This is a genomic window from Synechococcus sp. Cruz-7E5, from assembly GCF_024345995.1.
Lineage (GTDB): Bacteria > Cyanobacteriota > Cyanobacteriia > PCC-6307 > Cyanobiaceae > Regnicoccus_A.
Map to the genome: position 1 here is coordinate 1 of NZ_JAGQCE010000018.1, position 26079 is coordinate 26079.

Sequence of the window (26079 nt, forward strand, 5' to 3'; positions counted from 1 at the left end):
GCTTCTTGGCCGTGGATTGCTCGTAGTCGCCGAATCCCAGCTGCTTGCCACCCATCAGCCCAGTCCTGGTCAGTGATCACAGGACCATTGTCCCGTGATCGGGCTGGGTTTTCCAGGGTTTCCCTAAGCGACCTGCGGCATCCCTTGACACAGTCCACCATAGCCAATTTAGCCGTCGTAGATCCGCACCATTGGCAACGCCAACCAGCTGATGCGCATGTGGCTGGAGCCGATGGGGCTGCGCGGGGCGATCGAACGGAGCAGCTTTGAAACCATTCTGGGGGTGACTGCCCAGGGCTTGCAGGTGGCTTGCTCCCTGGCCAAAGGGACTAAGGGTCGTTGGCATGTCGGCACGAGTGGTTCTCACCCCGCTCCCACAGCAGAAGCCACCTGCGACGTCGATCCTGGTGCTCCTTGATCGTGACCCCTTGGCGGCAGGGCATTGACGGCAGCGGCGTTACGCAGCAGGTGCGCGCCGAGCGTACGGATTGCCCATAGGCGGAACTGGGTGCCACGTTTTGAATTCACCCGATAGACGACCGAAAGAATGGATTCCAGATTGAAGAACTCAATGTGCCGGACGACTTCCCTCTCGCCCCAACTCTTCGGTGTCGAAGATATTGCGCAGGTGCCTGGAAATGACGGACTTGTCGCGGCCGAACAGCTCAGCGATCTGGTTTAAGGAGAGCCAGACCGTTTCCTGGTCGAGGCGGACATCCACCTGAGCCCTGCCGTCCGGAGCCTCAAAGAGGAGGATTTTGCCGCTGGCGCACTTGGAGAAGCTCGTCATGGTGGCCCCGCCTGTGCCTGGTCAATCGCCCGCATGGAGCACCTGGGCGCGGGAGTCTTAGGAAGTCTGGCTGGCAGCGATCAGGCCGCTGAGCATGGTCCTGGCATTTCTGCTGCCTGCTGAGCAGAGGCTAAGCGGTACCAAGGGAATGGGCAGACCCGCTGTCAGTCCCTGATGGCCTACTGAGTGGCCGTGGAAAGGACGGGGCCTCGGCGGGGCACTGCTGGCGGATGTGATCAGCCGTACCGCACAGATCAGCTCCGAAGTGGGTTGCCGGGGGTTGCTCGTCCATGCCGAGAGCGCATCGGCCCAGGCGTTCTACCTGCACCTCATCCCGGAATTCGAGCCGTCCCCCACCGACCCGTTGCACTTGGTGTTGCTCATGAAGGACATCTTGCGGACGCTCGGGTGAGCTCCAATTGCTCGAAGCGGGTTGAACAATCGTCAACAGGTGAGGGGCCTTTGCGTTCCGTGATGAGGCCCATCAGAATGGTTCAGAAGCTCTGTCTCCGAACCACCATGAGGACTGTGAGAAGTCTGATCGAGGAACTAGCAAAATTCCCTGACGAAGCGCTCTGTTATGCCTACGAAGGGGAGATCACCGGGATCGTTGTTCGGCATGGCGGACGCCAGGGAGTGATTCACTGCGGTGAACTCGAAGGCGCTGAACCGCAAACAGAGTCGTTCCCACCAATGGGATCGTGAGGGCTTCACGCATCGCCATCAGCTGATTGTGGTGCGCTCCTGCAACGTGCCGCTGACGTACTTGTGCAGCACGCTGCTGATCAGCGTTTGGTAAGGAATGCCTTTCTGCAGGGCGCGGGTGCGGATGGCCTGGAGGTCTCCACTGGAAAGACGGATGTTGATCCGCTGGTCTTTCTGGCCCGTAGCCATCGCTGCTTCCTGGAGTTGGCTGAGAAGAGCCGGCGTGGCCACACTGCGCAGTTCACCGGCCTCGAAATCAGCGAGAAGCTGCTGCTCTGCAGGCTCCAGTTCAGGTGAAGAGGGAATGATCGTTCTCGTTAACAGGTGTTCTTCGGTTTCGGTCATCGGCACCAGGTGGATGTAGCCATTGAGCCGCACCACGAGGATGCGCTGCCCTGGGTAGCGCTGCTGGTTGGGGTGTTCCTGCACGTCGAGCAGATCGCCTGCCTCAATCGCAACCACCACCGCCTCGAAGCACACCTGCCGCTCGGCGAGGAGTTGAGCATTTTTCTCGGGGCTCCACGCGAAGGGCTTCATCAGGCCAGCCTAGGGAGGCTGTGTGCCTAATGTCATCAGCCTTGGCTCGTCATCGCCGCCCTGATGCGCAGGGACCATGCCATCCAGCCGCGAGCCCGTGCGCGCTGCTCCCAGCTATCCTTACCAGGTAATACCCAGTCTGGGGGCGAGTATCGATGGACTCTGCCGATGCCGTCACCAGTTCGATCACCAGCAAGGGGCAGGTGACCATCCCCAAGGCGCTGCGGCAGCAATTCGGGCTGGCCAGGGGCAGCCGCGTGAGTTTCACGTTGGTGGGGGATCACATCGAGCTGCGCCCCTGGAAGCCGGAGCAGCCACTGCCGGAGAGCGGGTTCGGATTGCTCAGGTCCAGCCGGCCAGCCGTGCCGGCGGACTTCGATCCCGCCAGCCTGCTGCGCCCGTGATTGGCGTGGACACCAATGTGCTGGCCCGCTACTTCGTGGCGGAGGACGAAGCCGATGCGGCCACGGAACGCCAGCGCCGTGCCGCCCGCGATCTGATCGAATCCGGCCAGCCGCTGTTCCTGGCCAAGACGGTGGCCCTGGAGCTGGAGTGGGTGCTGCGGGGGTACTACGGCTTCCCGGTGGAGCAGGTGCTGCAGGTGTTCGACCACCTGCTGGCCCATCCCGGCCTCACGGCAGAAGACCGGCCAGCCCTGGAGCAGGCCGTGGCTGGTGTGCGCAGCGGGCTCGACTTCGCCGATGCCCTGCACCATGCCAGCTGCCGAAGCTGCGAGGCGATGGCGTCGTTTGATGACCGCGGCTTCGGGCGGCGCATCCGGCAGCTCAATCTGGCGCCACGGGTGTTTGTGCCGGCAGGTTCCTGAAGGGAATCAGAACCGTTATGGCTCAACCAACTCGGAGGCTGCCGCCGCCGCCCGCTCCTGGTGCTCCTTGAGGGTGATCCCGGAGGCATCTTTCCAGTCGAGCCGGCCGTTGGCACTGCGGGCGAGCAGCAGCCGTGCCGCCTGGGACGGCGATTTGAACTCGTAGTCCTGGAGCAGTTCCACCTGGTTGTTCTGCGCGGCAAGGACGCCTTGCCGGATGAGTTGCTCCCGCGTGCGCATCAGGCCATCGGGGGAGCTGGCCACGAAGTCACGGCCCCCCTTGGCTCCCTTGAGAACGGTGAACCCGTTGGGTGACTCGTATCCCCTGCCCTCGGTCTCCAGACCACTCAGGAAGAAGAGGTCGCTGGGGTTGATGGAGGGGAAGCTGGGTGGCTGCTCGAAGACCCTGAGACCGAGCACGGGACAGCAGACCAGCACCTCTTCCAGAAAGCCCTCCGCCTCAGCGCGGTCCATCTCGGCCAGGTTCACAGCGTGGCCCTGCACCACGTTCTCCAACCGGCAGCGCTTCGCCGCCTGGGCCAGGCCGATCAGCCGGGCTTCCAGATGCTGGGCGTGGGCCTTGTTCAGGTAGACGTCCTTGGAGGTGAAGGCGTAGGCGGTGGTCCAGAACTCCTTGGCCTGGTGCTGCTCCAGCCGCCGGCCGAGGGGGGCCGCCTCGCCGATGTACGCGAGGTCGGCGCCGCCGTCCTCAGGGTCGGGGCCCGTGAGCACATACACGCCAGGTCGACCGGCCTCCGGGCGCTGGGTGAACTCCTTGAGCTGGGAGCGAGGGATCACGTAGCCGATGCCGCTCCAGTTCGTCTTCTCCACGATGCGCATGCCCTCTGGGAGCCCGGAAGGCACGAACAGGCGTAGGGCGAACGGGCGGGGAGTGGTCATGGGCTTTCTCGATCCATGAAGGCTCCGGGAGCTGTTCCTAAAACTCTCTGTGCGACAAGCTTCAGCTTGACGATGGCGTCGCGTCAGCCCAGCATTCTCCTCCGCCCAGTCTCCCTTGTTGGAGTCACGCCATTTTGGCGCATAGTTTGGCGCGATATGCCAGTTGCCCACTCTGGCAGGCCCCTATCACGCCATTTTGGCGCAAAGCTTGGCGCGATTCGCGGGCATCCCTTGCATGAGAAGCCCTATCTCGCCATCGTGTAGAGATGGCTGGCGATTTCCTTGGCTGAGAATTAGGACTTTCATGGGCGAATTACTTGGTAAAGGGTTGACGGACCTGAGCCTGATTTTTGCAAAAGATTCAGAGTCGTGAATCGCTTAAGGTGATTGAGCGCTGTCCGCTTGGGAAGCGCCATTGCGGTGGCATAGTCAGATGAAGTCGCCGTCTCTCTGGTAACCAGCCACTCCCAGCCAGCTCGCTCCGACTTGCTCAGGCTGTCGATGATATCTTGACTGAGGACAGCTGTTGCCGCAGTCTTGCTCCGGTAGATTGTTAGCACAAGCGAATCGCCCTCCATCGAATAGCTCGGAAGAGGCAGTCCAAGAACCTCGGCGTGCTTCTTCAAGCTTGTTAGGCCATAGCCCTGTTCCTCAGCCATGCCCATTCGAGCGAACACATAGTGAAGAACGGGGTTGCGGCTTTTCATGGGTGCCGTGAAAGAACGCATCTGATCCAGAGTGATCGGAGAAATAGGGCTTCCAGGACTTTTGATTGTGATAGTGTCGGTGTTCACGACCAGTTGACACTTCTGCCCAGCGACGTCGTAGTCGCGGTGAATGAGAGCATTCACAACTGCCTCACGAATCATCTCAAACGGCAAATCCACTTGCTCACGCCGCTCCATGCGGCTCCGGTCAAGCGTGCTTGGCAACACCTTGTTCAACCACTGCTCCAACAGAGCGGGGATGAGCACCAGGGCCTGTCCAAACTCCTCACGTGAAGACTGCCCGTCGGCCAGATCTGCTCTAGCGAGCAGGCCTGCCTGAGGCAAGGCATTTCTTGGCTCCTTGCCGAACAGCAGAAAGCCAAAACCTGTTGGCTTGGCCGCAGCCGCATCTCCGATGACCAGCCCTTGTTGGCGTAATAACCTACCAAACTCTTCTGAGTCCACTGCAGGTTTGATGCCTGCCTTGTCCCGATAACGTTCCAAAGCTTCCTCGGAGAGATCACCAAGGGCTACGGTAGAAATGGGGTCTTCATACTTTGAAAGCTTGATGGGCTCCGGTTCCGGCTTCTCCGTCTGTTGTCTGGCCCACTCAAAGAAGGTCTTGTTCTCAGCAAGGATGACATCCTGTAAATCCCGATCAAACATGTGAACGGTGACACCGTGCCGCCTGAGATTTTCAATGCCTTTGCCGGCCACAGTCGGGTTGTCGTCCTCAATGCCCACCCAGACTTCCTTGATCCGAGCGCTGATAATGTGTCTCGCGCATCCGCGCTTGGGATGGTTGCGATTCAAACAAGGCTCTAACGTGGCGAAGAGAACACTCCCATCCAACTTCTCGCCGACACACTTCCGTTCCAGCAAGGTGAACTCGGCGTGATTGCCTTCGCGCAATTCACCACGGGCTGCGGTCTCGATGGAGCCATCCGGCCTGACGAGGACGGCACCGACATGCGGGTTTGGCTTTCCGTCCCTGCGATCCTCTGGCACGGACGTGCGCATCACTTCGATGGCTTTCTCCATCATCTTGCGCGGTTCGAACCTGGATGCGCTTGCCATCAGTCAGTTGCAGGTGAACCTGTCAGAGCGGCATCCGCCACACTCAACTCCCCGCTCAGCAGCTTCGAGAGCAGCACATCTCGCAATTTGGCGAGCGTGCGAGATTGAAGGAGGTTGGCGGTGATTTGGGCGTAGAAGGGCGCGACTTTGGCGGAGAAGTCGGCCATAAGATCCTTCGTTGGCAGCACGACGTGAATTGGACGGAAGTTCTGTTTGCTGATTTCAGCGAAGGTGGTGCCAGTGGCCCGGCTTTCGATCTCGGCCATGTTCGTCTGGCACCAGTTCAGCAAGAAGAAGTTTGAGGCGCTGTCATTACACTTCAACGCGATGAAGCCCTGGTTGATGGCAACGGGTATGGCGGCTATTGCTAGGTAACCGACGGGGGCGCGGGAGGAAAGCAAAAGTGTTCCTGCAGGAAGCAGGCCGGACGAAATCTTGGCGATGCCGGCGTCGGTGAGCTTGCGGTCGGTGTCAAGGAGGACGGGCGCTTGGAGCGAGGAGAAGTCCTTCGGAGTGGTCCAATGGTGCGTGCCGCCTTCCCAATACTTCGGCTCGGCGGTGCTCGGGGTTCCGCCGCCAACGCATTCGACGACTTGGCCGACGGGTTCAATGCTCCAGCCTTTCGGGATATGACCAGCCTCGGACTTTTCGAATGAATCGGGGAACAGGGCAGCAGTTTCTTGATCAAGCCCAACAGGCTGCCGCCCATCAAGCTTGGCCCGCACAGGATCGAAATCCACGAACCAACTCTGAAAAAGCGCCCGCGCCATCGCCTCCAGCGTCGCGTTCATCCGCCGGTTCAACTCGATCATGTCATCTAGTGCCCCAAGTATCGACGCAATGGCTTTTGCTTGGAGAGAGGTGGGAGGGTGATGCTCAGTCGGCGTTGGTCGGTCAAGCTCAGATACGGAGCCATGTCCGTTGACGCCTTCATACCGGCAAGCTGATGGATGAATTCAACTCCTTGGGACCAGTAGCGAAGAAAGCCACCGCACAATTTCTCTGGATCGAGACTCCGCCAATAGCTGAGGTGTGGCGAATAAACGAATGGTGGCAGCCCATCAGTTACGAACGAAGTACGACCGGTACTGTTTCCCTTCGTGGTGATGATGGTGTCGCCAACCCTTGACATCTTCGAACGCACCTTATCCGCAAGATATTCGTGGAAGCGCTCAACACCAGCGAAGTCGATGTGGCTGTCAGTGAAATGACCGGCGCGAAGAAAAATTGGGCCAGTGCCGCCAAGTTCGATATTCTGAGCACGATAGCCATCTCCGATTTCCAGTATTCCCTCATCGAGGAGTTGCCGGAATGTCGCTTCCCGCCATTCACCCGCCATAACCAAGCCCCCTCAGGTTTGCCCGGATGGCCTGCTCCAGCTTCGCCGACTCGGCAAACTGAGCCTCCAGCTCCATCACCAGCCGAGGCATCTTCTCCTCAAATGGCTCGCCGTCGTCTTCCACCTCCTCCGCCCCCACATACCTCCCCGGCGTGAGCACATGCCCATGGGCAGCGATCTCGGCGGTGGTGGCGGATTTGCAGAACCCCGGCACATTGGCGTAGTCGCCAGCCCCATTGGCACCCCGCCAGCGGTGATAGGTGCCGCTGATCTTCTCCAGATCAGCCTCCAGCAGCTCCCGATGCACCCGATCAATCAGGGTGCCGAGCTTGCGGGCATCGATGAACAGGGTATGCCCGCGCCGATCTCGGAAGCCCCGTTGGCCGTCGGCAGCCTTGCTCTTGGCCAGGAACCAGAGGCACACCGGGATCTGGGTGCTGTAGAAGAGCTGGCCGGGCAGGGCCACCATGCAGTCCACCAGGTCGGCTTCGATCAGGGCGCGGCGGATCTCGCCTTCGCCGCTCTGGTTGGAGCTCATGCTGCCGTTGGCGAGCACGAAGCCGGCCATACCCTGCGGCGCCAGGTGATGGAAAAAGTGCTGTACCCAGGCGAAGTTGGCGTTGCCCTTGGGCGGCACGCCGAACTGCCAGCGCACGTCGTCGTCCTTCCGAAACCAGTCGGAGTCGTTGAAGGGCGGGTTGGCGAGCACATAATCCGCCCGCAGATCCGGATGCAGGTCGCGGCGGAAGCTGTCGGCGTGCTCGGGGCCGAAGTCGGCTTCGATGCCGCGCAGGGCCAGGTTCATCACCGCCAGGCGGCGCGTGGTGGCATTGCTCTCCTGGCCGTAGATGGAAATATCGCCCAGCTTGCCGCCGTGGCTTTCCACGAACTTCTCGCTCTGCACAAACATGCCGCCGGAGCCGCAGCAGGGGTCGTAGATGCGGCCCTTGTAGGGCTCCAGCATCTCCACCAGGCAGCGCACCACGCAGCTCGGCGTGTAGAATTGGCCGCCGTTCTTGCCCTCGGCCGACGCAAAGCGGGTGAGGAAGTATTCGTACACCCGGCCCAGCAGATCCACCGAGCGATGGGTCTGCTCGCCCTCGCTTGAAGCAGTGAGTTCGATCGTGGCGATCACATCGATCAGCTCCCCCAGGCGTTGCTTGTCGAGCCCCGGACGCGCGTAGTCCTTCGGCAGCACGCCCTTGAGGCGCGGGTTGTCGCGCTCGATCGCCACCATGGCGTCGTCCACCAGCTTGCCGATCGTGGCCTCCCTGGCATGGCCCTGCAGGTGGCTCCAGCGGGCCTCGGCCGGCACCCAGAGCACGTTCTCGGCCTTGTATTCGTCGGGGTCTTCCGGGTTGGCGCCCTCGTAGTCGCCCTCGCCCTCCAGCAGCTTGGCGCGGTGCTCTTCGAAGCTGTCGGAGATGTACTTGAGGAAGATCAGGCCGAGCACCACGTGCTTGTACTCGGCCGCGTCCATGTTGTTGCGCAGCTTGTCGGCCGTGAGCCAGAGCTTGGCCTCGAAGCCCAGGTTGGCGGTGCCGTTGCCGGTGGCTTTGCCTTTGCGGGGGGCTTTGGCTGGTGCGGCATGCTGTGCCACCGGCACGGCGCCCACCAGGAACACCGAATCGCTGCGGCCTCTGCCGCGTTTCACGATTCCCTTGGCCACCAGTTCAGCTTTCACCTCTTCGTAGAGGGGCTCCTCCCAGCCGAGGGCCTCGCGCAGGGCAGGGTTTCTGGCGGGGCTGCCTGCCTTTTCCAGGGCTTCGAGGAAATCGTTGAGCTGATCCGTGTCAAGCGACATCCGGAATTGGTCCTCCGGCGACACGAAATCTGGCCCACCCTGTGGGGCTTTAGCCCCGGCTTGTTGACGCCGTAGCCGGCGCCGGTAGGTCTTGCTCATCAGTCGTTGGGGATGTGGATGGGGGTGGATCGGGAGGAACGCGATGCTCATGGGCTCCCTCCCTCCCCGGTGGCTGGGATGGTGCTCACCGCACTGCTGCTCCTGAGCAGACCGGAGCGGCGTTTCTCGCGCAGGCGGTAGCTGTCGCCCCGCACGGTCAGCACATGGCTGTGGTGCAGCAGCCGATCGAGGATTGCGGTGGCGACGACCTGATCGCCGAACACCTCGCCCCATTCCATAACGGGGCGGTTGGAGGTGATCAGGACGCTGCCGGGCCCTGAAGGGTGCAGATCTCCCCGTGGTGGAAGTGAACCGACCGGATCGCTCCACCCGGCGGCGCATCGGCAAGGACGACACGATCGATGCGGAGGCTGCTGCTCGCTCTTACATCGCCGGTCAGGCCACGGTCATCCCCAAGGCGGGTGACGATCTGGTGGAGATGATCCGCATGCTCAAAGTGGCCAAGGACTCCGCCACCGACAACCGCACTGCGGCCCTCAATCAGCTGCACGCGATCGTGGTGACAGCACCGGCTGCGCTGCGGGAACGGCTGCAGCGGCTCAAGGGCAAGGAACTGGTGGAATGCTGCAGTGGCCTGCGTTCTGGCGACATCAGCACTCCTCTGGCGGCAGCCAAGATGACCCTGCGCACCCTCGCCCGTCGCATCCAGCAGCTGGATCAGGAGCTCAAGGACACCGTTGCGCAACTGGATCGATTGACCATGCAGCACTGCCCGGAGCTGCGCAACACCTACGGCATCGGTGTGGACATCTCCGCCACGTTGGTCGTGGCGGTCGGCGACAACCAGGAACGGATGAAATCCGAGGCCTCGTTTGCTGCCCTCTGCGGTGTTAATCCCCTACCGGCCAGCTCTGGCAAAGTGGTGCGGCACCGGCTGAATCGCAGCGGCAACCGTCAGGCCAACTGCGCCCTGCACCGCATCGTCATATGCCGGCTGCAGCGTCACCAGCAGACCAGGGAGTACGTCGAGCGCCGCACCGCAGAGGGCCGCTCAATGAAGGAGATCATTCGCTGCCTCAAGCGATTTGTGGCACGTGAGGTGTTCGGCATCCTGCGTGGTGGTGCCGCCGTACGCACGGCAGCGGTCTGATCAGCAGCGGGCTTACTGCAGTCGCCCAGGCTCCCGGCGGAGCCGTTGCCTGCCCTCCATGGCAGGCGGCGGATCCGGCGGAACCAGAGCCGGCCGGTGGTTCACTCCTCAACGGGGATCAGCACTTCGAGTAGCTCGGTCCGCAGCGACTGGCCTGGTTGCTCTGGCACGACCAGAACGACGGCCTTGGCCTCGATCAGATCGCTTTCGTCAGCCATGGCCTCACCATCGGCCTCCCAGCTCTCCAGCGCCGCATCCAGCCAGCGGGTCTTTGTTTCCAGGAAGGCGATCGCGTCGTCGGGGCTCCAGCGGGCCTCGCTGCCGCGACAGGGATAGCGCTGCAGAAGCTCCAGGATGCCGATCTCCTGCAGCTCAGGGGTGCCGGTGGGATCGCGCACCAGCACAGTGTCGGCATCGGTGGCGTTGTCGATCAGCTTTTGGATGTCGCTGCGATCGTCGTCATCTTCCAGCTCCTGCCAATCCCTGAGATCGATGACCTTCTCCAGCAGGGCCTGCAATTCATCAATTGGCATCGGCGGCGCTGTTTTTGGCCTGGTGGGATGGGAGGCCAGCTGTATCAGGCCTTCTGCGGCATCGATGATCTGCACCAGCGACATGTGCTCGGCCACCAGGGTGAAAGTGGTCTCGGTCAATTCCTCGAGCGGCAAGCGCGGAGCATCCACGTCCTTTCGTACCTGATCGATGGCCTCCAAGAGGAGAAGCTGGTTCGATGTCGTGATCGGCTCCACGGAATGGTCAAGGCGGCATCGGCTCCATCCTTGCTGACCTGCCTGGCGCCTCCATCACCGGGCAGCCAACAGCCGATCACGCCGGTGCGCTGGGGGGGTTGACAGTCCATAGGAGTGTCAACAAGCTCCACGTTGAAACGTTGAATCAGCCCTGGAGTGGGTGGCGTGGAGAGGTCCGCTGCGGCGCTCGGCTCGCCGTTGGTTCAGGGTTGCCATCTCAACAGCTTCGCGCTGATGGCGGGTGGCCAGTTGGGCACCTCCTAAAGCAACCCCCGGTGGCGCACGAACAATTGCACCATCGCCCACGAGCCCAGCGTCACCTTGATCGCCACCAGGATGTTCAGCAGGGGAATCCAGCCGCCGCTGGCCAGGCTGCCGAACCTACCCGGCGGCAGCGGCAGGCCCCCCAGGGCCAGGGCTGCCAGCAGCACGAAGGCAATCACCGCCGCTTTCTCCCAGAGGTCTGCTCGGTACTGGGAGTAGAGGCGATCGGAGAGGCTGGCTGAGCCGCTGATCAGACCCAGACCGATCGCTGTTCCGCCGGCAACGCCCGCCGCGAAGCCACCACCGGGTGAGAGATGGCCGCGCAGGGCCAGCTCCACGCCGATCAACGCCGCGATTGTGCCGCTCAGCTGGCAGAGCACTACCGACGGGGGGTCGTCGAGGCCTCGGACGCGGGCTTTGGCGGGCTCGCCGGCGAACAGGAAGCGCACGCCGATGGATGCCAGCGTGAACACCACCACCTCGGCGACCGTGTCGTACAGCCGGGTGTAGAGGATCACCCCCGACACCAGGTTCGGCACATCCGTCTGCTCGGCGATCGCGCTGATCAGTGGCATCACCTCCGCGGCTGGGGGCAGGGCAGCGGCCAGCGGCGCCAGGCAGAAGGCCGTGGCGGCCACCAGGTACAGCCAGGTCATGGGGTTTCCTCCAGCAGCAGCGCACCGCCGCTGTCCTGCCAGGGGCGGTAGCCCTCCAGACCCCGCAGCCGCTCCAGCAGCAAGGGGTTCAGCAGCACCAGGGCCGGACCCGGTGCGAGGCGGCCATGGCAGCCGGAGGCCTCGCCGAGGGCGTCCTCCTCGGGCGGGACCAACCGCAGCCGCAGGCCCGTCGGCTCCAGCCAGTCGCGCAGAAGCCGCAGACACTCTGCCGAAGGGGGCGCCTGATCGGGAAAGGTCAGTCGCAGCGCCATCGATGAGCGCAGCGCCACCGCGTACAGCGTGGTGGAGAGCAGGGTGCCCACCAGGGCTTCGGTGATCGCCACGTCCGGCGCTCCCAGCAGGGCGTAGAGCAGGGTGGCCACCGAACCGAGAATGCCGCGCAGCACCAGCGTCTGATATGGGTTCGCCTGACTCACCAGCAGGATCGAGGTGAGGGGCAACAGGGCGGTGATCGGCAGGATCAGATCCAGCCCGCCGGCCAGATCAAACGGGCTGATCATCGTTGCTCGCCCGCCTGTGTACTGTCCCGCGCCGGCAGTGAGCAGGCGGCCAGCACGTAGCCGAAGATCGTGTTCCAGACGATCAACCCCAACAGCGCCAGGGTGAGCAGTGGCCATTGGCCGGGGATGCGCAGCAACAGGCCAAGCAGCATCAACGCCGAGCCGAGCGTGTCGGCCACCGAGAGGGCGTGCAGTTTGCTCAGGTAGCTGCGGTTCTCCAGCAGCGGCCAACTGCCCCAGAACCAGAGCGTCAGACCTGCGCCCAGCAGCAGCAGGCTGGTGTGATCAACCAGGGAGCCCTGCATCACCGCTCCACCTCCCGCAGCAGATTGGCCAGCAGCAACAGGCCGGCGTTGCCGGCACTGAGCACGATCACTCCCACCAGCCCGAGCATCCAGTCGCCCCGGCCCACTGAGACCACCAGGATGATCAGGGCCACCTTCGAGGACACGCTGGAGAAGGCGGCCAGCCGATGCCAGACGTTCGTGGGCCGGCAGGCGACCGCGATCGGGATCAACAGAGCCAGCACCATCCCCCAGAGCAGCACAGTCACAGCCGGGAACCGTCCTGCTTCGAGGCGGGCATCAGCGAATGGATTCGATAGCGGCGACCATCGTCCTCCAGGCCGAGCACGATGGTGAAGGGCGTCAGCGTGATCCGGAACACATCGAGGAACACCAGCAGGGGCAGGGCGCGGTCGGTGGCGGGTTCACTGGCTTCGCGCTCCTCCACGGCCGGGGCGAAGATCAGGCGCAGGGCTTCGCCGTAGGCCTGCGGAATGGCCAGCAGGCTGCGGGAAGTGGCCAGCAGCAACGCCCGCAGCGGCAGGGGCCGCGAGCGGGCCCGCGGCAGCAGCAGGGCCACCACCAGCCCGATCAGCAGGTTGAGCCAACTGAGATCGCTGGTGAGCAGACACCACAGCGCCAACCGGAAGCCGATGCTCAACAGGAGAGGCAAAAGGTTTCTCATCGGTTCAGGATCACCAGCAGGCCGGCCCCCACCACGCCGATGCCGCCGAGCAGGTCGGAGAGGCGCTCCAGCTCCGGCAGCCGCCAGCGTTCCCGTAGCCGCAGCCACTCCAGCAGGCGGTGCAGCCCCCAGCCCCCCAGCAGAACCAGTGCGGCCTTGGCCGTGGCTGACGCCAGTGCCGGTCCCCAGGGGAGTGCCACGACGCCGAGCACCACCAAGGCCAGCAGCAGCACCACCACCCCCGGTGACCAGGAGGGATCCGTGCCGGGATCAATTGCCAGCTGGGGATCACGGCTAAGGGGAGCACTCCAGAGGCGCCCGTACACCGCTGCCGTGCCCACACTCAGAAGGGTGACCGCCAGAGCCAGCGGTCCGTGCAGCGCCCCATCAAGGCTGCTCTTGGCGGCGTAGCCAGCCAGTGGCGGCACGCCCACGATCGAGAGCGAACCGATCCAGAGCGGCCACCACACGCCGGCGGGCAGAGGCCGGGAGCCCCAACCATGCAGCGCACGACTGGGGAAGCGGCGCGCCACGAGGAACAGGGCCGCCTTGGCGAGGCCATGGGCAAGGGCATAGAGACCCCCGACCACCGGCGCCAGCGCCACCAGACCCATCTGCGACAACGTGCTCCAGGCCAGCAGGCGTTTGGCGTCGGTATCGGCGAGGGCGAACAGCAGGCCGAGCGCGGTGCTGGCCAGGCCGATGATCGTGATCACCTCCCCAAGTGCCGGAAGGGTGTTGCTCAACCGCAGAAGCGGGGCGATGCCTGCGCTGACCACCACACCGGAGAGCAAAGCCGACACCTCCGCCGGGGCTTCTGCATGGGTGAGCGGCAGCCACAGACCGGAGAGGAACAGTCCCGATTTGGTGAGCAGACCCACCAGAAGCAGTGCCAGGGCGGCGATGCTGCTGGTTCTCGCCACGTCCTCGAAGCGGAAGCTGCCCTGCTCGAGATACACCAGCGCCGCGCCGATCAGAAACAGCGTCATCACTGAGTTGCCGATCAGCAGATAGCGCAGGGCCACCCACATCGATCGCTCCGAGCGGCTGATCAGCATCAGCAGGAAGGCGCTGATCCCCACCACTTCGAGCGTCACATAAAGGCTGATCAGATCCACCACCACGAAGGCGGAAGACAGACCGCCGTGCAGCACCATCAGCAGCAGCAGGAACGGCCCAGGTAACGGCCGCCGCCAGCTGTCGAGCACCACCGCGCCGCAGACCAGGGCGTTGAGCAGCAGGAAAGGGGCGGCGAAAGCATCAGGCTGCAGGGCCACGCCGTAGGCACCGAGCAGATCGAAGCCAGGCGGCAGCCCGCCCAGCTGAATCGCGGCCGCCATGGCGCCGGTGGCAAGGCAGCAGAGCAGGGCCAGCCAGCGCGCCAGGGGTGGCAATACTGCAGCCAGAAATGCCGCCAGAAACGGCAGCAGCAGCCAGCCGATCAGAATCGTCCTGGCGGAGAGCGCCACAGTGAGCGTCGGCGTCAGAGCCGTCATCAACGGCGGCCACCGGTATCGAAGCTGGACAGATCAAGGGTGGGGTCGATCCGCGACAGCCGGGTGATCACCACCAGCAGGAGGGCCTGGATCGAGAGGCCGATCACGATCGCCGTGAGGATCACCGCCTGGGGAACTGGATCCGCCCAGGCGGTGAAGCCGACGCCGGTGCCGCTTGCCGTGAGGATCGGGCTGCGCAGTCCGGAGCGAGCAGCCACCAGCACGAACAGGGCCACCACAGCGGACCCCATCACGTCCATGGCGAGCACCTTGAGGAAGAGATTGCGTCGCAGCAGCAGGCCGACGAAGCCAGCCAGCACGGCCGCCAGGATCAGCAATTCGAGCAGCCGGAACGGATCCATGAACTGGTTTGCACCCGGGGGTTGCCGGACTAGCTGGGCGCTGATGGTAGCGATGACCACCTGAGATCAGCCAAGCGCTTGCAGCACCAGAACCTGCTCAGGGGCGGATGTCTCCAGCGATGGCGCCTCCGGGAGGCGGTGCGGGCAGCAGGGGTGTGGGATCCACCGCCACCAGTCCCTGCGGCTGCCGCTGGCGCACCTCCAGGTGCAGGTGCGGGCCGCTGGCATTGCCGCTCTGGCCCACCAGGCCCAGCGGCTGCCCGGCCCGCACGCTGTCGCCGGGGATCACGGAGGCTTCCAGCAGGTGGGCGTAGAGGCTCGACCAGCCGCCGCCGTGATCCACCAGCACCGTGAGGCCATAGCCGGCAATGTCCGCCACCCGCTGCACCCGGCCCGTATGCACGGCCAGCACGGCGGTGCCCTCTGGCGCGATCAGATCCACTCCGGTGTGCATGCGCCAGGCACCGCGCGCGCTCGAAAAGCGCCAGCCCCAGGGGTCCTGCTCCAGGGCGCCAACAGCCAGTGGGTAGTGCAAAGGCTGCAGCGGCTTCGACACGGCATCGCCCGGGGCTGGCGGCTCGTGCCCAAGGGCGAGATCCCCCACGGCCACCTCCCGGGGAACCACTGCAGGCCGCTCGGGCCTTGGTGGCGCCGGCAACGGCACTGGCGTGGGGGTGACCACTGCAGGCGGAAGCCCTGCTTCCGGCCAGGTGTCGTCCTCAGACCCCGCCCCGCTGGCCGAGTCGGGGATCAGCGGTACGGCGATGGCTGGCGGCGAGTGGATCAGTGCGGCAGCGCAGAGTGCGCCCAGCAGGGGGAGCAGCAGCATCGCCGGGTTCAGCCGGGAGCGGGCAGGGGCCATCGATCGCACCACAGGCGGTGTCGCCACGGACCGTGGCATTGCAGACAGAGGCGTTGTACCGCCCTCAGATCCGCCGCACCACCACCACGCCGCGGCTGCGGCCTGAGCTGCTGTCGGTGGTGCGGATCGCCTGCCAGAGATCCCCCAGGGGCACCCACACCGACGGGTAGCGGTAGCGGGCCACATCCAGGATCAGCACCCGATCCGTGGCGGTGTGGTAAGCGGCCAGCGGGGAGATGTGGCCGCCGCCGGCCTGGCCGAGAGACGGACGCAGATAGTTCACCAGCAGGCGGTCGTCCGCCCGGGCGAGGTTGCTGCGCACCAGCAGCCGGAACTGGGCCAGGCTCAACCGATCACCGTGGATGGCCCGGGCCTGCACCCCATGGCTGGCCAGCAGGGCCCCCAGCTCCTGCAGGGTCATGCCCTGGCGGGCCACCAGCTCGGGGCTGAGCACCGCCCGGGTGGCGGCGGCCTCGAACACGTTCTCCTGGGTCCAGAAGCGGTAGCTGCCGAAACCCGCCGCCGCCGGGGCCGGCACTGCCAGGCTGTTGAGCACCATCACCATGCTGGCCACGCCGCAGTAGGCGAGGTTGGCCTGGGTGAGGAACTGTTCCGCCAGCGGTCCGTAGTCGGCGCGATCGACGCTCTGCAGCAACAGGCTCTGGCCCCGGGGTTCCGGCAGGGGGATCGTGGCCGCTGCAGGCTGGGCAAGGGCACGGGGCAGCAGCAGCGGCGGCAGGGCCACCAGCGCCAGGCCCAGAACGGCCGGCAGGGCAGGGCAGCGGCGGAAAGCAGGCAGGGCCAGGGCGATCCATCTATGGTTCGCGCCAGTGTGGCCCCGCTTGATGGCCTTTGAGGTGTCTGAGGCACGGATGCATGGCATCCGCTGGATTCTCACCAGCGCCTGGCTGCTGATCATCGCCTCGCTCTTCTACGACCCCTGGACGCCCCGCTTCACCGAGGCGGATCACTCCTGGAGCCCCCTGCGCCTGCCCGAAGGGTGCGTGGCGGTGCAGGGCGTCTGCCTCAGCGAGACCCCCTATCCCCTCGGCACCACCGCCTTCTGGGGGGTGGTGGTGCCGGCGGCGGTGCTGATCCTGCTGCTGTTCGGCCATGAACTCTGGCGGCGCATCTGTCCCCTCTCCTTCCTCTCGCAGATCCCCAGAGCCCTGGGCCGGCAGCGGCAGCGCACCAAGGTCAACCCGCGCACGGGGGAGCGCCGCCAGCAGCTGGCCAAGGTGGCCGACGACTCCTGGCTGGCCCGTCACTATTCCCAGCTGCAGTTCGGCTGGCTGTTCGTTGGCCTTTGCGGACGCATCCTCTTCTTCAATGCCGACCGGCTGGTACTGGCCGGCTGGCTGCTGTTCACGATCGCCGCCGCCATCAGCGTGGGCTGGCTCTACGGCGGCAAGGCCTGGTGCCAGTACTTCTGCCCGATGGCGCCGGTGCAGAGCGTCTACTCCACTCCGGCGGGCCTGCTCGGCAGCAAGGCCCACCTGAGTGAGAAACCGATCACCCAGTCGATGTGCCGCACCGTGCTGCCCGACGGCAGTGAACAGAGTGCCTGCGTGGCCTGCCAGCAGCCCTGCATCGACATCGATGCCGAGCGCATGTACTGGACCCGGCTGGGCAGCCGGGAGTTCAGCTTCGAGCGCTATGCCTACGTGGGCCTGGTGGTGGGATATTTCCTCTATTACTACCTCTATGCCGGCACCTGGGACTACTACTTCTCGGGGGCCTGGCTGCGCCAGACCGATCAGTTGTCGCTGCTGCTGCGGCCCGGACTGTTTCTCTTCGGCCAGAGCCTGAATGTGCCCCGGCTGGTGGCGGTGCCGCTGGTGCTCGGGTTCTTCACCTGGCTGGGCGTTCGTGTGGGCCGCTGGATCGAGCGCAGCGGCCGCTTCGGCCGGCATCAGATCTTCGTGCTGGCCACGTTTCTGGTGTTCAACTTCTTCTTTCTGTTCTCCGGCCGGCCCCTGCTGCTGCTGCTTCCCCCCTGGGTGCAGACCCTCTTCGATGCCGTGGTGGTGGCGGTGAGCAGTCTCTGGCTCTACCGCTCCTGGGAACGCAGCGCCGATCTGCACCAGCGCGAAAACCTGGCCAGCCGCTTCCGCCGCCAGCTGGAGAAGCTCGATCTCGATGTGGGGCGCTACCTCGATGGGCGCCAGCTGGCTGACCTCAGCCCCCATGAGGTGTACGTGCTCGCCAAAGTGCTGCCGGGCTTTACCCGCGAGAAGCGTCAGCAGGTGTACAAGGAGGTGGTGCGAGAGGCCCTGCAGGAGGGCTACGCCAATGCCTCCAGCAGCCTGGAAGTTCTGAGCCAGATGCGCCAGGAGATCGGCATCACCGACGAGGAGCACAGCCTGCTGCTCGAATCGGTTGGGGTCGAGAATCCGGATCTGCTCGATCCCGACAACCGTCGCAGCCTTGAGGATCAGATCCGCCTGAGCGGTTACAGCAAATCGCTGGAGCGGTTGATGCTGCTCAAGAGCCGCCAGGCCGATCCTGAGGTGATCCGCAACCTGTGCAGCCAGTACTCGATCACCCCGGCCGAGGAGGCCAGCGTGCTCGAAGGCCTCGACCCCAGCAGCAGTGCGCCGCACAGGCTGGAGGCGATGCTGTCCCGTTTCGCCGAGCTCCGGCAGGCCCGCAGGAGCTTGTTGCAACCGATGCTGGCGGACCAGCCGTTGGTGCGCGATCTGCTCGCCGAGTCATTGCTGCAACGCCAGGACCTGAGCGTGCGCGCCATGCTCACCGGGCTTGCTGAGTTGAAGGATCAGCCCGAAGCCATCGAATGGGCGGCCCGGCTGCAAGGGCTGAGACCAGTCCATCTGCCCCTGGTGCTGGCTGAGGGCGGCTGGGAGAAGCAACTCTCAGCGCCGGTGCTGGCACTCCTGCGTGAGGAGCCCCAAGACGCCCCTGATGAGCCGCAGTCCTATCCCCTCGCCGACACCCTCGCCAGCCTTGAAGTGCTGATGCAGGAGCGCACGCCCCTGCTGCGGGCCTGCGCCCTGTTCCTGCTGGCGCGGCTCGATCTCAACCGTGCCCGTTTCCTGGCCAGTGGCCTCGAGTCGGCCGCCGCTCCCGCTCCACTGGCCGAGATGCTCAGGGCCCTGAAATCACCGACGGCGCCGGTCCCGGAGCTTGAGGATCTGCCGGAGCTTGAGATGAGGGCCTACCTGGCCGCCAGCGATTTCTTCTCGGGCACCAGCCACGCCAGCCTGGAGCAGTTGGCAGCGGTCTCGGAGCTGCGCCGCTTCAAGGCCGGCGAGCTGATCACCGAAACCGGTGACACCTGCCGTGAATTGCTGGTGCTGATCAGCGGCAAGGCGGCGGTTCGCTATCAGGACGCCAGCGGTATCCGCCTCGATCCACTCAGGCCCGGCCAGGTGCTCGACGAATTGGAGGTGCTCAGCCACAGCGCCTCGGAGAACACGATAGTGGCGCAAGAGGAGGGAACCCGGCTGCTGGCGGTGCCGGTGGATGGTTTCGATGCAGTGCTCGAGCGCGACCACGACTTCGCCCGACGGGTGCTGGAGCTGGAAAGCCGCCATCTGCAGAGCCTGATGCGCTCCCTCCAGAGCTGAATGATCAGCGCCCTCTGGCGTCCATCCCGGGAACCACATCCCAGTGATGGCGAGCCAGCAGGGCCTGGGCCTGCTCTGGATTGAGCAGCTTGGCGTTGTGATACCCCCCCGTCACACCGCCCTGGCGGTTGCGCAGAACCAGAGCCCGGTCATGACCGGGCGGGCGGCTCATGGGCCGGACCAGCAGGGTGGGGAACTCCATCGGGGGTTGCGGCGCAGGGATCCTGCAGGGCTCAATCAACCGCAGATCCCCGCATTGGCCAGCCCTCAGGCGCAGATGTGACGGATCAGGTCAAGACATTTGCAGGAATAGCCCCACTCGTTGTCGTACCAGGCCACCACCTTCACGAAGGTGTCGGTCAGGGCGATGCCGGCGCCGGCGTCAAACACCGAGGTGCAGGGTTCACCGAGGAAATCCGAGGAGACCACATCCGCCTCCGTGTAGCCCAACACCCCGGCCATCGAGCCCGCGGCCGCCGCCTTCATGGCGTCCTTGATGGCCTGGTAGCTGGCGGGACGCTCCAGATTCACGGTGAGATCCACCACCGACACATCCGGGGTGGGCACGCGGAAGGCCATGCCCGTGAGCTTTCCGTTGAGGGAGGGGATCACCTTGCCCACGGCTTTCGCGGCGCCGGTGGAGGAGGGAATGATGTTCTGGCCGGCGCCGCGACCACCACGCCAGTCCTTGGCGGAGGGGCCATCCACCGTTTTCTGGGTGGCGGTCATGGCATGGACAGTGGTCATCAACCCGTCGCGGATGCCGAAGTTGTCGTGCAGCACCTTGGCGATCGGGGCCAGGCAGTTGGTAGTGCAGGAGGCATTGGAGACGATGTCCTCACCGGCATAAGAGTGGTGGTTGACCCCCATCACGAACATCGGCGTGTCGTCCTTGGAAGGGGCTGAGAGCACCACCTTCTTGGCGCCCGCCACGATGTGGGCCCTTGCCGAAGCGTCGGTGAGGAACAGGCCGGTGGATTCGAGCACCACATCGGCGCCAACGCCCCCCCAGTTCAGGGCCGCCGGATCCCGCTCGGAGGTCACGCGGATCGCCTTGCCATTGACGAACAGCTGGCCGTCACGAGTTTCAACTTCGCCGCGGAAACGTCCGTGGGTGGAGTCGTAGCGAAGCATGTAGGCGATGTAATCGAGCTCGATCAGATCGTTGATCGCCACCACATCGATCCCCTCGATCTCGAAGCTGCGGCGAAAAACCAGGCGGCCGATGCGCCCGAATCCGTTGATCCCCAGTGCAATCCCCATCTTCAGGCTCCCTCGATCGGTTGTGCTGCAGGCGCTCAGCCTACCGGCTGCCCCCAAAGCCTCCCGGTCGTCAGCTGAGCCAGTTGAGGAAGCGCTGGATGACCACGGCGTTGCTGATGTCAACGAAAAAGCCCGACACCAGTGGCACGATGATGAAGGCCTGGGGTGAAGGCCCGTAGCGGTGGCTCACCGCCGCCATGTTGGCCATCGCGGTGGGGGTGGCTCCCAGGGAGACCCCACCGAAGCCGGAGCAGATCACAGCGGCGTCGTAGTTGGCGCCCATGGCGGGGAACACAACCATCACCGCGAACAGCACGGCCAACACCAACTGGGCGGCCAGGATCATCAAGATCGGCACCGCCAGCTCGGTGATGGTCCAGAGCTGCAGGCTCATCAGCGACATGGTCAGGAAGATTCCCAGGGAGATCTCCGACACCAGAGAAAGGGCACGGGTCTGCGCCGGCCAGATGAGGCGGGGGATCAGGCGCGGCACCATGTTGGTGAGCAGGATGGCGCCGAACAGGGCGCAGACGAACAGGGGCAGGTTGCTGCCCACGGCCTTCAGGGCTGCATGCAGTGCTTCCCCCAGGGCCAGGCTCATGTTCAGCCAGAAGAGGGTGCGCAGCAGGCTGAAGAAATCCACCGGCCGTGGATCGGCAGGGGTGTCGGCCCGCTCGCTGGGCCCGGCTGCCGGATTGCAGCGCAGCCCATGACGGCGGATCAGGAACCTGGCCACAGGGCCTCCCATCAACGAGGCCAGCACCAGGCCCAGGGTGGCGCAGGCGATGCCGATCTCCAGGGCGTTCTCGATGCCGTGTTCCCGGGCGAATCGCGGCGCCCAGGCAATCGTGGTGCCGTGCCCCCCCAACAACGACACCGACCCCCCCAGCAGTCCCTTCAGGGGGGAGAGTCCCGCCAGGCTGGCAACCACGACGCCGGTGAGGTTCTGCAGGATCATGAAGGCCACGGTCAGACCGACCAGCAGCAGCAGCGGCCGTCCCCCCAAAAGCAGGGTCTTGATGTCGGCGTTGAGGCCGATTGTCGCGAAGAAATAGAGCAGCAGAAAATCCCGGGTGTTGAGGTTGAAGTTGATCTCCAGGCCACTGAAGGCATGGACCAGGGCCAGCAGCAGGCACACCAGCAGGCCACTGCTGACCGGCTCGGGAATGTTGAACTGGCGCAGGACGGCAAAGCGCTGATTCAGCCAGCGCCCGACCGCCAGCACCACGATGGCGATGTTGAACGTGCTGAATCCAGAGATCTCCAACCTGAATAACCTCTCCGGGCAGGCAGAGCCTACTGGTCGAGATCAGCTAAGAATGCGGCCAGACAGGCTCCTGCCGATGACGAACCGACGGCCCTTCGCCACAGCCTTTCTGGTGCTGGTGCCGCTCTCCCTGGCGGCTGAGCGGCTGCAATGGGGCGAGACGGTTGTGTTCGTCTGCTCGGGGCTGGCCATCCTGCCGCTGGCGATCTGGCTGAGCACCGCGACAGAGAAGTTGTCCGTGGCCCTGGGTCCATCGCTTGGTGCCCTGCTCAATGCCGTTTTCGGCAACGCCTCGGAACTCATCATTGCCCTGGTGGCCCTGCGGGCCGGACTGGTGGACATCGTCAAAGCCAGCATCACCGGCACGGTGATGGCCAACCTCCTGCTGGCCTTGGGGCTCTCGATGTTCCTGGGGGGGCTGGGGCGCAGCGAGCAGCGCTTCCAGCCCGTGGTGGCCCGGGTGAACGGTTCGGCCATGACTCTGGCGGTGCTGGCGATCCTGATTCCCAGCATTGCCGTGATCTCCACGGGGGCGGCACCGGAGCGCACCCAGGCCTTCTCGGGGTTCGTGGCCTGGGTGCTGCTGCTGGTATACGCACTGACCCTGATCTTTTCCCTGCGCACTCACAGTGCCCTCTACGAGGTGGCGGAGGTGGAGTGCAGCGATGAGGAGGCACCCGTCAGTCCCGTGCCCTGGCTGCTGGTGTTGATCGGTGCCACCACGGCTCTGGCGCTGGTTTCGGAGATCTTCGTTGGGGTGGTGCAATCGGTGACAACCCAGCTCGGGCTCACGGATCTGTTCACGGGGGTGGTGCTGCTGCCGCTGCTGGGGGGAGCGGCTGAGTTCCTCACGGCGATCACCATGGCCCGGCGTAATCAGATGGACCTGGCCGTGTCAGTCGCGATGGGCTCCACCCTGCTGGTGGCCCTGCTGGTGGTGCCGGTGCTGGTGCTGGCGGGGCCCTTGCTGGGGCATCCGCTCGACCTCAGCTTCGAGCTCTATGAGCTGGTGGCGGTGATCACGGCGGTGCTGGTGAGCAATCTGGTGAGCCTCGATGGTCGCTCCGACTGGCTGGAGGGGGTGCTGCTGCTGGCTGCCTATGTGATTCTGGCTGCGGGTCTTTACTTCAAAGCCCTTTGATTTGTCGCTTTGATCTATGCTGACAATGACGCAATCTTGTTACAGAGTCGAGCCTTGTTGGTGAAACGTCTGCTCCCGCTGCTTCAACTCCTCGCGGCCCTTGCCCTGGTGGGGCCAGCATCCGCCGGCTCCCTGCTGGAGTCGGTGGCGGCCTCGGGCGTACTGGTGGGGGGTACAAGCCGGGATGCGTTCCCCTTCGCCTACCAGAACGAGGAGGGTCAGCTGGTGGGCTACTCGATTGACATGATGAACCTGATCCGGGAGGAGATCGAGAGCCAGACGGGACGCCCGATCCAGCTGAAGCTGGTGCCGCTCGAGACCGACCAGCGACTCTCCAGCCTGGAGTCGGGGGCGGTGAACCTGGTCTGCGATGCCAGCAGCTTCACCTGGAGCCGTGATGAAAAGGTGGATTTCTCAGTGAGTTACGGCATGACCGGCACCCAGTTGCTCGTGCCCCGGGGCTCGGGGCTTTCCTCCCCGGAGTCCCTGGCGGGTAAGCGGGTGGGAGCCCTGCCGCGCACCACCAGCGCCCTGGCCGTCGCCAGCCGCCAGCCGACGGCCTCGGTGGTGCTGCTCAAGGACCGCCAGGAGGGCTATGAGGCCCTCCAGCAAGGCCGCATCGATGCCTTCGCCGACGATGGGATGCTCCTTTATGCCTGGTTGCAGCGTCAGGGAGGCCAGGCACCGTTCCAGGTGTCGGATCACACCTACTCCAGGGAAGGCATCGCCTGCATGCTGCCTCAGAACAATGCGTCCTTCCAGCGGGTGGTGGACCTGGCCCTGATCCGCTACATGCAGGGATACCTGCGCCAGCAGCCCAGGGAGCGGGGCATCTTCGATCGCTGGTTCGGTCCCCAGGGCAAAACGCCCCTGACCCAGGACGTCACTGGCCTGTTCACCGAAACCATGCAGTTGATGGTTGACTTCAAGGAAGAGGTGCCGACCAGACCATGAGCGGATCGGTTCCACCCTCCTGACCGTCCTGTGTGTGATGTCCACCATGCTTCGATCGTTCGGCGGCCTCACGGCCGCTCTGCTGCTGGGAGCCCTTCCAGTCAGCGCTGGCTCAGTCACGGCCGATTCGATCATTGACCAGGACAGTGCCCTTCAACAGGCCACCAGCCAGGTTCCCGAGGGTGCCACGGTTACCGGCAGCCGTTGCCAGGAGATCGTGATGCCCGGCAACAGCTTCCGGTACCGCTGCAGCGTGGAGTTCAGCACCACCCCTCCTGCAGCCAACCCAGCAACTACGCCCGCTCCCTAAGCCTGAGCCGCTCCATTGAATGCCCCAGGATCCCGACGACCTCCAGCTGGCCGATGCGCCCTCCCGACCTCTGGGCCTGCGTGTTCTGGCAGGGGTCGGGGCTCTGGCCTTCGCCTTGATCGCGGTCAATCTTGCCGTTGTGATCGTGCGCATGCTGCTGGAACCAACCCCGGGGCCAAAGCCCCGCTCCCTGCCCCCAGTTGCTGAAGAAAGGCTGCCAGCCCCATTCCAGCCCCCAGGCTCAACCCAGCGACAGATCCTCCTCGGCGATCACCCCGCTGATCCGGCCGGTCAGGGTCGAAGCCTCCAGGCTGCTGCCCAGCAGGATGGCCTCCAGGCTGCCGCGGGCAAAGATCCCCAGACCATCGAGGGCGCGTCCGCCGGAGTCGGTGATGCGGGTGGGTGCCAGGGAAAGATCGGCTGAGTCGACCCCCAGGATCACGATCCGGTCAAGGTCGTCGATTGCTTCGATCACATCCACTTTCCCCCCCAGCAGGTTGTTGGCTGCACCTGCATCGAAGGGATTGGCGAGGAATTGATCACTGCTGATCACCAGGGTGTCGGCGTTTCCATCGACTGACGAGAGAAAGATATTGGTTCCGAAGTCACCGAAGAGGACGTCGACTCCGAGCCCGCCGCTGATCAGATCGCGCCCCCGGCCACCGCGGATCAGGTCATCGCCCTGGCCGCCCACCAGGTGGTCGTGGCCCTGATTGCCCAGGATCAGGTCATCGCCCTGGTTGCCGAAGAGGCGGTCGTCCCCAGCCAGGCCCCGCAGGGTGTCGTGACCGCCCAGGCCCCTGAGTTGATCCAGGTCCGCGCTGCCCAGCAGCAAGTCGTCGGCCACAGAATCGCCGCTGAGCTCGACACCGCTGATGGCTGCATCGCCAGGCACCACTGCCAGCTGCCCCGCCTCATTCACCTGGAGGGCATGAACCAAGGGCAGGGGCATCGGGGCAGGGACCCTCTCCGCCACCACCTGCTCAATGGCCTCCCCCCAGGCAGCGGCCATTCGTTCAAAGGCCTGGCTCGAGGGATGCAGACCATCAAGCAGATCATTGCCGACGGCCTTGAATTGATCCACCACACGCAAGCCCAACTGGGAATACCGCAGATCCGGCAGGGTGTGGCGGATGAAGTCGTTGTACTCGCGCAGTTCCTGGAGCATGACGGAACTGATGGGGTCCTTCAGACCATCCCGGTTCCAGGCCTCGGTGATGTCGGGAATGGTGGCCACGATCAGCTCCAGCCGAAGACCCTCCTGGCTGGCCAGGAGGTTCACCTCGTCAAGGAAGGCCTTGAGGCGATCGATGGCGGCTTCGGCGATCCTGGACTGCTGCTCACCCTGGCCGTCGTTGTTGCGATCGCCGGCTGCGACTGCCCCATCCCGTCGCTCCACCACCTGGTGGACGATGTCGTTGCTGCCGACCATCAGCAGCAGGACGTTGATCGACTCCTGCTCTCTGGAGAAGTAGGTGGTGCTGATGGCTTGATCCAGGTCCTGGAACAGTCCGTCGCGAATCGCGCCCTGAGGCCCTTCGTTGGCCTGAAGCGACACGTAAGTCCTGCCGCCGACCACTGCATCGGTCCGTGAGATCCCCCAGCCGGGCCGTCCCCAGTGGTCGCGGTCGGGTGCTGTGTCGCCTGACTGGCTATGGCGACCGACGAAATTGGGACCTAAGCCCCAGGCTCTCAGCAGCTCGTCGAGCGGTTTGCGGTAGCCACCTGGAACGTTGAAACCATGGGTGATCGAATCACCCATCGGCATGATGGTCAGCATGGT

31 protein-coding genes are annotated in these 26079 nt (G+C 64.5%); 8 read left to right on the forward strand and 23 right to left on the reverse strand.

From position 1 onward, the window contains the following. Positions 1 to 363: 363 nt before the first annotated feature. Both rhuM and KBY77_RS14730 read right to left on the reverse strand, forming a co-directional pair. Complete coding sequence (gene rhuM, locus KBY77_RS16835) at positions 364 to 669, reverse strand: RhuM family protein (RefSeq protein WP_399213016.1); 306 nt, start codon at positions 667 to 669, stop codon at positions 364 to 366. After that, positions 569 to 790 (reverse strand): hypothetical protein, encoded by a 222-nt coding sequence (locus KBY77_RS14730; protein ID WP_255106053.1) that lies wholly within the window; start codon positions 788 to 790, stop codon positions 569 to 571. The genes rhuM and KBY77_RS14730 overlap by 101 nt, the downstream gene beginning before the upstream one ends. 232 nt (positions 791 to 1022) lie before the next feature. Here KBY77_RS14730 and KBY77_RS14735 point away from each other — a divergent pair, with 232 nt between their 5' ends. Beyond that, entirely contained in the window at positions 1023 to 1202 is a 180-nt protein-coding gene (locus tag KBY77_RS14735) for a hypothetical protein (protein ID WP_255106056.1), read from the forward strand. Positions 1203 to 1513: 311 nt separating this feature from the next. On the opposite strand, the gene KBY77_RS14740 is transcribed toward KBY77_RS14735, so the two are convergent. Continuing rightward, positions 1514 to 2032, reverse strand: a complete 519-nt coding sequence (locus KBY77_RS14740) for a CopG family antitoxin (protein WP_255106058.1) — start codon at positions 2030 to 2032, stop codon at positions 1514 to 1516. 155 nt (positions 2033 to 2187) lie between these two features. Between KBY77_RS14740 and KBY77_RS14745 the strand changes: the two genes are divergently transcribed. Beyond that, positions 2188 to 2436 (forward strand): AbrB/MazE/SpoVT family DNA-binding domain-containing protein, encoded by a 249-nt coding sequence (locus KBY77_RS14745; RefSeq protein ID WP_255106060.1) that lies wholly within the window; start codon positions 2188 to 2190, stop codon positions 2434 to 2436. A 5-nt stretch (positions 2437 to 2441) separates the two neighbouring features. Beyond that, complete coding sequence (locus KBY77_RS14750) at positions 2442 to 2858, forward strand: type II toxin-antitoxin system VapC family toxin (protein ID WP_255106062.1); 417 nt, start codon at positions 2442 to 2444, stop codon at positions 2856 to 2858. A gap of 15 nt (positions 2859 to 2873) precedes the next feature. Here KBY77_RS14750 and KBY77_RS14755 read toward each other — a convergent pair whose 3' ends face one another. The 6 genes from KBY77_RS14755 to KBY77_RS14780 all read right to left on the reverse strand — a co-directional run bounded on the left by KBY77_RS14755 (position 2874) and on the right by KBY77_RS14780 (position 9023). Then, complete coding sequence (locus KBY77_RS14755; RefSeq protein WP_255106065.1) at positions 2874 to 3758, reverse strand: GIY-YIG nuclease family protein; 885 nt, start codon at positions 3756 to 3758, stop codon at positions 2874 to 2876. 302 nt (positions 3759 to 4060) lie between these two features. Next, positions 4061 to 5542 (reverse strand): ATP-binding protein, encoded by a 1482-nt coding sequence (locus tag KBY77_RS14760; RefSeq protein ID WP_255106066.1) that lies wholly within the window; start codon positions 5540 to 5542, stop codon positions 4061 to 4063. Beyond that, entirely contained in the window at positions 5542 to 6354 is an 813-nt protein-coding gene (locus KBY77_RS14765) for a restriction endonuclease subunit S (protein WP_255106069.1), read from the reverse strand. Before KBY77_RS14765 ends, KBY77_RS14760 begins: the two co-directional genes overlap by 1 nt. A 5-nt stretch (positions 6355 to 6359) precedes the next feature. Next, entirely contained in the window at positions 6360 to 6887 is a 528-nt protein-coding gene (locus tag KBY77_RS14770; RefSeq protein ID WP_255106071.1) for a restriction endonuclease subunit S, read from the reverse strand. Then, positions 6871 to 8685 (reverse strand): class I SAM-dependent DNA methyltransferase, encoded by a 1815-nt coding sequence (locus KBY77_RS14775; protein ID WP_255106073.1) that lies wholly within the window; start codon positions 8683 to 8685, stop codon positions 6871 to 6873. Before KBY77_RS14775 ends, KBY77_RS14770 begins: the two co-directional genes overlap by 17 nt. Before the next feature lie 146 nt (positions 8686 to 8831). Beyond that, the gene (locus KBY77_RS14780; protein WP_399212991.1) at positions 8832 to 9023 is read right to left on the reverse strand and encodes an ATP-binding protein; all 192 of its coding nucleotides are present in this window, start codon (positions 9021 to 9023) and stop codon (positions 8832 to 8834) included. A 62-nt stretch (positions 9024 to 9085) separates the two neighbouring features. Here KBY77_RS14780 and KBY77_RS16675 point away from each other — a divergent pair, with 62 nt between their 5' ends. Beyond that, complete coding sequence (locus KBY77_RS16675) at positions 9086 to 9895, forward strand: transposase (RefSeq protein WP_255106076.1); 810 nt, start codon at positions 9086 to 9088, stop codon at positions 9893 to 9895. A 101-nt stretch (positions 9896 to 9996) separates the two neighbouring features. Here the strand turns inward: KBY77_RS16675 and KBY77_RS14790 are convergent, their stop codons facing one another. The 10 genes from KBY77_RS14790 to KBY77_RS14835 all read right to left on the reverse strand — a co-directional run bounded on the left by KBY77_RS14790 (position 9997) and on the right by KBY77_RS14835 (position 16657). Continuing rightward, the gene (locus tag KBY77_RS14790; protein WP_255106078.1) at positions 9997 to 10548 is read right to left on the reverse strand and encodes a hypothetical protein; all 552 of its coding nucleotides are present in this window, start codon (positions 10546 to 10548) and stop codon (positions 9997 to 9999) included. A 356-nt stretch (positions 10549 to 10904) separates the two neighbouring features. Then, entirely contained in the window at positions 10905 to 11564 is a 660-nt protein-coding gene (locus tag KBY77_RS14795; protein ID WP_255106090.1) for an MnhB domain-containing protein, read from the reverse strand. After that, positions 11561 to 12085 carry a hydrogenase subunit MbhD domain-containing protein gene (locus KBY77_RS14800; protein ID WP_255106092.1) on the reverse strand — a complete coding sequence of 175 codons (525 nt, stop codon included), beginning with the start codon at positions 12083 to 12085 and terminating at the stop codon, positions 11561 to 11563. The genes KBY77_RS14795 and KBY77_RS14800 overlap by 4 nt, the downstream gene beginning before the upstream one ends. Continuing rightward, positions 12082 to 12390 carry a monovalent cation/H(+) antiporter subunit G gene (locus KBY77_RS14805; RefSeq protein ID WP_255106095.1) on the reverse strand — a complete coding sequence of 103 codons (309 nt, stop codon included), beginning with the start codon at positions 12388 to 12390 and terminating at the stop codon, positions 12082 to 12084. Before KBY77_RS14805 ends, KBY77_RS14800 begins: the two co-directional genes overlap by 4 nt. Then, on the reverse strand, positions 12390 to 12638 hold the full coding sequence (locus KBY77_RS14810; protein ID WP_255106097.1) for a hypothetical protein: 249 nt from the start codon (positions 12636 to 12638) through the stop codon (positions 12390 to 12392). The genes KBY77_RS14805 and KBY77_RS14810 overlap by 1 nt, the downstream gene beginning before the upstream one ends. Then, positions 12635 to 13054 carry a Na+/H+ antiporter subunit E gene (locus KBY77_RS14815; protein ID WP_255106101.1) on the reverse strand — a complete coding sequence of 140 codons (420 nt, stop codon included), beginning with the start codon at positions 13052 to 13054 and terminating at the stop codon, positions 12635 to 12637. The genes KBY77_RS14810 and KBY77_RS14815 overlap by 4 nt, the downstream gene beginning before the upstream one ends. Further along, positions 13051 to 14550: a proton-conducting transporter membrane subunit gene (locus KBY77_RS14820; protein WP_255106104.1), complete on the reverse strand. Its 1500-nt coding sequence runs from the start codon at positions 14548 to 14550 to the stop codon at positions 13051 to 13053. Before KBY77_RS14820 ends, KBY77_RS14815 begins: the two co-directional genes overlap by 4 nt. Then, positions 14550 to 14912: a cation:proton antiporter subunit C gene (locus tag KBY77_RS14825; RefSeq protein ID WP_255106207.1), complete on the reverse strand. Its 363-nt coding sequence runs from the start codon at positions 14910 to 14912 to the stop codon at positions 14550 to 14552. The genes KBY77_RS14820 and KBY77_RS14825 overlap by 1 nt, the downstream gene beginning before the upstream one ends. 97 nt (positions 14913 to 15009) lie before the next feature. Further along, entirely contained in the window at positions 15010 to 15774 is a 765-nt protein-coding gene (locus tag KBY77_RS14830; RefSeq protein ID WP_255106107.1) for a M23 family metallopeptidase, read from the reverse strand. 64 nt (positions 15775 to 15838) lie between these two features. Beyond that, complete coding sequence (locus KBY77_RS14835; RefSeq protein WP_255106110.1) at positions 15839 to 16657, reverse strand: phytochelatin synthase family protein; 819 nt, start codon at positions 16655 to 16657, stop codon at positions 15839 to 15841. On the opposite strand from KBY77_RS14835, the gene KBY77_RS14840 reads away from it, so the two are divergent. Next, entirely contained in the window at positions 16632 to 19361 is a 2730-nt protein-coding gene (locus KBY77_RS14840) for a cyclic nucleotide-binding domain-containing protein (protein WP_255106113.1), read from the forward strand. The two genes, KBY77_RS14835 and KBY77_RS14840, sit on opposite strands and share 26 nt — an antisense overlap. Before the next feature lie 4 nt (positions 19362 to 19365). Here the strand turns inward: KBY77_RS14840 and KBY77_RS14845 are convergent, their stop codons facing one another. The 3 genes from KBY77_RS14845 to gltS all read right to left on the reverse strand — a co-directional run bounded on the left by KBY77_RS14845 (position 19366) and on the right by gltS (position 21891). Further along, entirely contained in the window at positions 19366 to 19563 is a 198-nt protein-coding gene (locus tag KBY77_RS14845) for a hypothetical protein (protein WP_255106114.1), read from the reverse strand. A gap of 65 nt (positions 19564 to 19628) precedes the next feature. Further along, entirely contained in the window at positions 19629 to 20624 is a 996-nt protein-coding gene (gene gap / locus KBY77_RS14850; RefSeq protein WP_255106116.1) for a type I glyceraldehyde-3-phosphate dehydrogenase, read from the reverse strand. Between the two features lie 70 nt (positions 20625 to 20694). Further along, positions 20695 to 21891: a sodium/glutamate symporter gene (gene gltS / locus KBY77_RS14855; protein WP_255106118.1), complete on the reverse strand. Its 1197-nt coding sequence runs from the start codon at positions 21889 to 21891 to the stop codon at positions 20695 to 20697. 76 nt (positions 21892 to 21967) lie between these two features. Here gltS and cax point away from each other — a divergent pair, with 76 nt between their 5' ends. The 3 genes from cax to KBY77_RS14870 are packed head-to-tail and all read left to right on the forward strand — an operon-like array spanning position 21968 to position 24296. Then, positions 21968 to 23032: a calcium/proton exchanger gene (gene cax / locus KBY77_RS14860; protein ID WP_255106120.1), complete on the forward strand. Its 1065-nt coding sequence runs from the start codon at positions 21968 to 21970 to the stop codon at positions 23030 to 23032. A 60-nt stretch (positions 23033 to 23092) separates the two neighbouring features. Next, complete coding sequence (locus tag KBY77_RS14865; protein ID WP_255106122.1) at positions 23093 to 23986, forward strand: amino acid ABC transporter substrate-binding protein; 894 nt, start codon at positions 23093 to 23095, stop codon at positions 23984 to 23986. Between the two features lie 37 nt (positions 23987 to 24023). Next, on the forward strand, positions 24024 to 24296 hold the full coding sequence (locus tag KBY77_RS14870; protein ID WP_255106124.1) for a hypothetical protein: 273 nt from the start codon (positions 24024 to 24026) through the stop codon (positions 24294 to 24296). Between the two features lie 241 nt (positions 24297 to 24537). On the opposite strand, the gene KBY77_RS14875 is transcribed toward KBY77_RS14870, so the two are convergent. After that, complete coding sequence (locus KBY77_RS14875; RefSeq protein ID WP_255106126.1) at positions 24538 to 26076, reverse strand: SGNH/GDSL hydrolase family protein; 1539 nt, start codon at positions 26074 to 26076, stop codon at positions 24538 to 24540. Positions 26077 to 26079: the final 3 nt, after the last annotated feature.